Annotated in this window: 5 protein-coding genes; all 5 read left to right on the forward strand. The window is 65.9% G+C overall.

The genetic code is table 11. The features are described 5' to 3' along the window. Positions 1-2,342 precede the first annotated feature (2,342 nt). A complete protein-coding gene (locus ABFX50_RS49995; protein WP_346158237.1) occupies positions 2,343-2,669 on the forward strand; it encodes a hypothetical protein in 327 nt (108 codons plus the stop codon). A gap of 138 nt (positions 2,670-2,807) precedes the next feature. Beyond that, positions 2,808-3,683, forward strand: coding sequence for a hypothetical protein (locus ABFX50_RS50000; protein WP_346158239.1), 876 nt, complete (start codon positions 2,808-2,810; stop codon positions 3,681-3,683). Positions 3,684-3,859: 176 nt separating this feature from the next. Beyond that, complete coding sequence (locus ABFX50_RS50005) at positions 3,860-4,432, forward strand: hypothetical protein (protein WP_346158241.1); 573 nt, start codon at positions 3,860-3,862, stop codon at positions 4,430-4,432. 490 nt (positions 4,433-4,922) lie between these two features. Further along, the gene (locus ABFX50_RS50010) at positions 4,923-6,164 is read left to right on the forward strand and encodes an IS701 family transposase (protein WP_346158244.1); all 1,242 of its coding nucleotides are present in this window, start codon (positions 4,923-4,925) and stop codon (positions 6,162-6,164) included. 184 nt (positions 6,165-6,348) lie between these two features. Further along, a protein-coding gene (locus tag ABFX50_RS50015; RefSeq protein ID WP_379506961.1) for an IS5 family transposase occupies positions 6,349-7,283 on the forward strand; the annotation gives its coding sequence in 2 pieces (ribosomal slippage) (positions 6,349-6,705 and positions 6,708-7,283; 933 coding nt in all). Positions 7,284-7,432: the final 149 nt, after the last annotated feature.

Genomic DNA, 7,432 nt, shown 5'->3' on the forward strand with positions numbered 1-7,432 from the left:
GCAGGAACAACTCCCACAACTCATCAGGCACCAGCCGTCGAAGGAACGCATCCACGAACGGTCTAACGATCAATCTCCAAATGAGTCACGGTCTAAGGAAGGCCCCTCGACATGCCCCACTCATCAACGAGCGGTGCCCATCGTCGTGGACACGCTGACCGCCTCGTGCCGCCCGGTTGGCTCGACCAGCGCGACCATGTCGCTGACTCCAGCCCCGTCCGAACGCTCTCGCCGTACCTGACCCCGACCGCGCTGGCCTCGACAGTCAGCTCCAGCCCGACGCCGCCAAGGAGTGGCGCGCGGCGGCGGTCACACCGGCGCTTCGGGAGCGGCTGCACAACTCCGGCGTGTTCGTCTCCTACATCGTCTTGCGAGAGGGAGCGGGCCTGCGGACCGTAACCGAAGCAGCAGCCGGAGCAGCCCATCGCGGAAACCGAGCATGGACAGCGCCTGGCCAGCAGCCTGCGCGAGCTGCTGATCGTGGCGTAGTTTGTCTGCGGCGTCGACGATGAACGCAGCCGCATGCCCGCACCCCTCCCGGTGGTGGAGTGCTAGCCGTGCTGCCATCACATTGGTGTGGCCGCGCCGAGTACGGCACCAGAGCATCAGTGGCAACCGGGACGTACCACTCGTAGGACCGTCCCGCCCGGGCAGGTTCCGGCCATGTCGACTGATAGGTCATCGCCAAGTCGATCGCCGACCGGACAAGTCTGGGCATGCTCACGGCTGGATCGGTTCGGCGCGGGGCGAGCGCGAGCGGACAGCCGAGCAGCTTTGCGTCCGCCAGCGCCTGGTGCACTCGCCATCTATCGGCCAGTAACTTCGCCACCTGACGACCGGAGCCAGGCAGATTGAAGTGCTCGGCAGCGGAGCAGCCAGGACGACGCCGTCCGACCCCAGCGGCACCACGCCCCGCACCGGCAACCCGCCCAGCTCGGCGGCGATCGCGCGGCGAACCGCGCCGGGCGACCAGGTCGGGACGGGAAGCTCGGCTCGCCCCGCCGGTGTGAGATGTGGAGCAGTCGATGGGCGGTCAGCACCGCGATCTCGGCCAGCCTTCGGCACGAGCCGCCGTCAGCACCCGCAGCAAGCACGCACCTAGATGCCCGCTCCCCGAGGGAACGCGCCGCACCTGACGATGACAGGTCACCGTCGCATCCAGGCCGTGATCGACGACCTCCATCCCGAGCTTGTGCATGTCGCCTCGCAGAAGACAAGGCCGATCCCACCAGAGAGAGGAAGCGGGGCAGCTGCCTGTGACACAGCCAGGCGATGGCTCAGCGGAGTGGCGAAGAGCCATTCACCTTGACTGTCTGTTGTGAACAGAGTCAGAGAGTAGAGACCAACATGGCCTTCGTTACTGCATTCGGGGCGAAATCTTCACTTATGACGCTCTCGTGATCAACGCCCCGAAAGCCTCCGCAGGTCGGGCCCTGACATCAGCGAGCGCCGGAGGCCCCCGTATGGGCGGAGTGTTGACGTTGACGAGCTGTGGAGGCCCTCTGATCTCCCTGCCCAGATGGGTCACAAAAAGGACACGATGTCTCGGGAATTTCTACTGCACCATCGATCCCGATAATTGACCCCAGCTACATTTGCTACATCCTTTACCAGTAGTTGTTGTTCAAGTCAGATCATGTGAGGAGGCCGCGCACATGCCGGAGCGATCCGCCCGACTCCTCCACGCCGCAGGGTCCGCGTCTGTGGCCAGCGACGTAGCAGCCGACGCCCGCCGCGACACCTCGCTCAGCCCAGGCTTAGGTCGGCACCGCCGAGGCGCACCCCCTCAGCATGACGAAGGCCTTCCTCGCAAGTCCGCCGACACCACCCGGCCAACTGGCCGCCTGCGCCGTGCCGGCCTCCACGCCGCCACGGTAATCGTGGGCCTGGTCTGCCTCACGTTGCTGTTCAACCCTTTCGGATCGCAACAGGCCCCGACCAGCACCGCAGCCCAGCTCGATCCGCAGATTGACCTGGGACCGCTGCCCTTCGACAGCTTCGCCCCACCCGTGCCCACCGGCGAGGTAGCGCAGCCTCGGCTCACGCCGCTCCCCTCGTCATCGCCTTCGCCACCCGCCGTGCCCGCACAGCAAGCCCGCCGGCACCCAACTGCCAAACCGAGCATCAAGCCCACCCGAAAGGACGCCCCGGATGACTTGAATGTCGTCCAACCGATAGGCCCCAGCCACGGGCCTTTCGCCCGCTCGGACACCCATTCCTCGAGCCGTTCGAGCGCAACCACGCCCCCTCCCGCCTCAACTTCTGTACTGCCTCGACCGCCCAGCGCCAGCCTGTCTGCCTCATCCATCCACCTGGGCACTGACCGCAGCGGCTCCTTCAACGTGAGCATCTCCCCCGGCAGCGGAACATGGTCAGCCAGCGGAAATAGCCACATCAACGTTGACACCAACGGTTCGTTCACCGTCGACGCACCCCAATCCGAGCCGGGCTGCCTGAGTGCTAGCCGTACCGCCTCCGGGATCATCACCGTCTCCTGGCGCGGGACCAACACCGGCAGCGGTTCGACCACAGACGCCAGCGGCACCCTCACCCTGACCGTGTCCTGGACCATCGCCAAAGACAGGGGCTATTGGGTTTCCTCCCCCACCACCGGCGGAGGCTACTGGAGTAACTGCAGCCCCAGCGCGGCCAATCCCAGCCTCGGGTGAGAACGCCCTACCTCTCCCCCACGCGGTCTCACCTCGCGTGGACACCCCAGAAGTGCCCTCCCGGGGGCGACAGAGCCCGTCCAAACCAACGCCACCGGCGCGGCGGCCACCCCGCGCCAATCTCCACTAGGAGCGTGAATGAACCGCATTCTCTTAGGTAAACGCGGCTGGATGATCCTCGCGGCCGTCCTTGCTATGGGCTTGATCGGCTCCGCCGGTCTGGCCATCGCCAATCCGTACGGCAACGTCAGCAACGAAGAGACCTGCGCCGTCTGGGACCCCCCTGGAACCCCGCGATACCAGCAGTGCCTCGATAACCTGAACGTCAGCGGACAGAGCGGCCTGGTCGCTGGCTCCCCGCCAGGCGCCAACACAACGCCTACCATCTCCGCGACCTCCTCCGACGGCAACTCCCACCCGCCGAACTACTTCTGCCACGATGCCGGCAAGAGCCACTACGCCTCCACCAAGCGCATCAAGGACTGTGAGAGTGAGCTCGTGTGCCTCTGGCAGTCATCCGATCGCAAGTACCACTGCATCGACGGCAGCGGCAAGTCCGTCGATCCACCGGGCGGTATCTGCCAACCGGGCCGCAACCCGCACTACGCGTGCGCCGACGACCAGGTGGTCTCGGTCATCACACCTGAGATCGGCGAGCCCACCTCGTCGCCACCGCACACCCGTTCGACTATCCCGCCCACCCTGTCCAGCCATCCGGCGCCGGCCGATCCCACTATCCAACCGACGCAGGAGCTGATGGTCACCTCGCCGTCGCCCATATCCACACCGACAGCCACCCCCACACAGACCGCGACCATCGACCCGGTCGCCCAGGCGCTCGAGCAGGCCCGCACTCAGGGGCTGCGCATCTGGCTCGAGACCGACCTCTTTAAAGCCTGGAAGCGCGGACCGGAGCAGCTAAGCGGCCACCGAGAAGCTCAAGCTGTACGCCAACCAGTCGGGGGTCGTTGGTGTGAAGTTCGCTTACGACCTCGGGCTCAGGGGATTCGATGACGAAGCCCAGACGGTCGGTCCTGCTCACCGCGTCGAATTCCTCACTGGCCGGATCATCCAGTTCGTCACTGAGGCATCCCAGGCCCTGCGGGCGGCCCTGCCACCGGGCCGTCAGATCGCGGTAGACGTGTATCCCTGAACTAGGCTGCGGCTCGAACCAGCTATGTGCACGAGCCATGCAGCGCGACTATCCCCTACTCACCCTCGCCAACGTCGAGCGATACGTTTTGACCGGGGCCGTCGACGCCGTCAACATCGCAGGTAGCCAGTACGCTGCCTCCAAGATCCAGCCCGACGCCGCTGCCATCACCAACTTCTGGCAGCGCTTCCGGCTGCTGTCATGGAAGACGCTCATGCCTGGCCTCTACATCGGCAGCCGCGAGATCGGTCTCACACACGCCGGCCCGGACAGGCAGATCGTCAAGGCAGATGCCGACCGCTTGGTCAAGGAGCGGGTGGACGAGCCGCTCCGCACCGGAGCTGACCACGTGATCTTGTGGACCTGGAAGCAGACCTTCGACCCGGATGGTGATGGACCAGCCGAAAGGCAGACCTGGCGTCTAGCCGACCAAGGTGCCCAGAGCAACAGCATCGTGACTGCCCTAGGCAAAGCTCGCAGGCCTTTACGGCTGGCCGTCACCTACAACCCCCGCGAACAGGAGACGAACATCGCCAGCGACGTCAAGGCGATCGCCGACATAGCGCCGCCGACGGGCTACCCCCGATCGTCTACGAGCGGCAGATCATGACCGCGCGAACAGCCACCAAGGCGAGGTCTCAGGAGGCCATCGCCGCATAACCGAGTCTCCACGCTTTCAGGGGATGGACATGACTGAGTTCCCCTCGTAGCGTGGAGACCGAGCCGGGAGAGGTTTGGTCGTGGCAAGTACCACGAGGCGTCGCTTTGATCCGGAGTTCCGGGGCGGGGGTGGTGCGGACCGTCAGGGAGACCGGTAAGCCCGTCTCGCACGTCGCGCAAGCCCTTGGTATCAACGAGTACACGCTGCACAACTCGCTGCACAACTGGGTGCAGATGGACCGGCTTGCCGACGTGAGCGGCGAGTGGCAACGGCTCCAGGAGCGAGATGCTGAAGGTATCAGCACAGGAGCTGGCGCGGCTGCGGCGGGAGAAGGCCGAGCTGGCCAAGCAGCACGCCAAGGAGAAGGCGGGCTAGTAGTGCTTTGTTAGGTCGGCGTGTCGTGGAGTCGCTGTGACGGTACGGGTAGTTTCATGCTGCGGTGACCCCTCATGAGCTTTCGGTTGTGCGGCAACGCCTCGAGGCGTTCGCCGCGGAGATGTTCGCGCCCATGGCCCGCTCGGATCAGCGGGCCAAAGGGGCGACGTACCTGCGTGGGTTGTTGCTGGACGGGCGGCGTAAGTCGATGCAACCGATGGCGGAGCGGCTCGGCGTTGATCACCAGGGGTTGCAGCAGTTCGTGACCACGTCGACGTGGGACACCTGGGCGGTGCGGGCCAGGCTGGCACGCTGTGCAATCGATCTCGTGAAGCCGGTGGCGTGGGTAGTCGACGACACGGGATTTTCGAAGGACGGCACGGGCTCGCCGTGTGTGGCGCGGCAGTACTCCGGCACCCTCGGAAAGGTGGCCAACTGCCAGATCGGAGTGAGTGTCCATGCGGTCACCGACACCGCATCCAGTCCACTGGATTGGCGGCTGTTCGTGCCGACGTCATGGAATGACGAGGTAGCCGACGCCGCCACGGGCTCGGAGGTGGCCGCGCGACGGGACCGTTGCGGGATCCCAGACCAGGAGCGGCATCGTCCGAAGTGGATGATGGCGGTGGAGATGCTCGATGCGTTGATCGAGCAAGGGCTGCGGCCGCCTCTGGTGGCAGCCGATGCCGCCTACGGCGACAGCAGTCAGTTCCGCAGCGCCCTGGACGAACGCGGGATCGGCTACATCGTGCAGGTCAAAGGCGACGCCCTCGCACACGCCCCGGACGTGGTCGCGGTGCAGCGGGTCTGGTCCGGCCGAGGCAGGCCCCCAACCCGGACTGGGCTGCGTTACCCGGAGGGCGCCGTCAGCTTGGCCGAACACGTCCGGGCCGCCGGCCGCGACGCCGCGGTCTCGCTGTCCTGGCGCGAAGGCTCCAAGGGTGAGATGCGCTCGCAGTTCGTCTTCCTGCGAGTGCGTCCAGCTGGACACCGGGTCGCCCGCGACCGCGATGGCACCCTGCCCGAGCGGTGGCTGATCGCACAGTGGCCCGACGATGAGACCGCGCCGGTCAAGTACTGGCTGTCCAGCCTGCCTGCCGACACCGACCCGGCCGACCTGATCCGGTATGGCAAGATCCGCTGGCGGATCGAGCACGACTACCGCGAACTGAAGACCGGCCTGGGACTGGACCACTTCGAAGGCCGGTCCTGGACCGGCTGGCACCGGCACGTCACCCTTGTCACCGCCGCGCACCTATTCATCACCATGCTGCGACTCGACCCAAAAGCGGCTGCGCCGGTCTGACCCTCTACAAGGTCATTCGCAAGTTACAACTGCTACTCGCGACCTGGACCGGCGCATGCCCTACCTGTCATCGAAGGCTGAGACCGTTACGCCACAACAGCCACCAACAGACCTAACAAAGCACTACTAGGGGCTGTTTCTTAGATCTTCTGACAGTGGGCGCAGGACTTGTCACGCTCGGCGTATGGGTCGTGGTGATCTGACGAACGCCGAATGGGAGCAATTAGAGCCCCTGCTGCCCGCCAGCGGAGCGCGTGGTGGGCGGTGGAATGACCACCGCATGGTGATCAACGGGGTGCTCTACCGGGCGCGTACGGGATTGCCCTGGCGCGATCTTCCGGAGCGGTTCGGGTCGTGGATGACGGTGTACAAGCGGCATCGGCGCTGGTCGGCGGATGGGACGTGGGATCGGCTGCTGTCGGCGGTCCAGGCCGCTCAGGATGCCGCGGGCCTGGTGGATTGGGACATCGGGGTGGACTCCACGACCTCGCGGGCGCACCAGCACGCGGCCGGTGCGCCTCGGCGGGTTCCGCCACCGGCCGACCCTCAAAAGGGGGAACCCACGGGGACAAAGCGGGACGGCCCGGTGCTGGCGAGCTTGGCGGCCCGGCTGGCGGAGGTGGTCAGGCTGGGGAGTGCTTAGGTCGCTCACGTGGCGGCTTCACCACGAAGATCCACCTGTCGGCCGACGGCCGATGCCGTCCGCTGTCGCTGGTCTTGACGCCCGGGCAGCACGGCGACAGTCCCCAGCTGCGGGCGGTGCTGGAACGGATTCGAATGCCACGGATCGGGCCAGGCCGTCCCCGGACCAGGCCCGATAGTCTTGCCGCTGATAAGGCGTACAGTTCTCGCGCCAACCGGCGCTACCTGCGCCGGCGTCACATCCGGCACACCATCCCCGAGCCTCGTGACCAGCGGGCCAACCGAGCCAGGCGCGGCTCGGCCGGCGGCCAACCGGCCGGGTTCGATGCCGAGCGATACAAGAAGCGCAACGTCGTGGAACGCACGATCAACCGCCTCAAGAACTTCCGGGCTGTTGCCACCCGCTATGACAAGCGCGCCTACGTCTTCCTCGGGACCGTCACCGTTGCAGCCCTGGTCATTTGGCTTCGCACCTGATCCAAGAAACAGCTCCTAGCAGAAGGAACACGCGGAGCTGAAGGACGAGCGTGATGACGCCCCTATGCTTGTCAAGCCGCAGCGGACGGAGTACGCGCAGGTGAGAGTGCTTCTGTGATGATCGGGAAGACTTCGCGGGCGACGTAGCG

The organism is Nonomuraea recticatena, assembly GCF_039533245.1.
In the GTDB taxonomy this organism is placed as follows: Bacteria; Actinomycetota; Actinomycetes; order Streptosporangiales; family Streptosporangiaceae; genus Nonomuraea; species Nonomuraea roseola.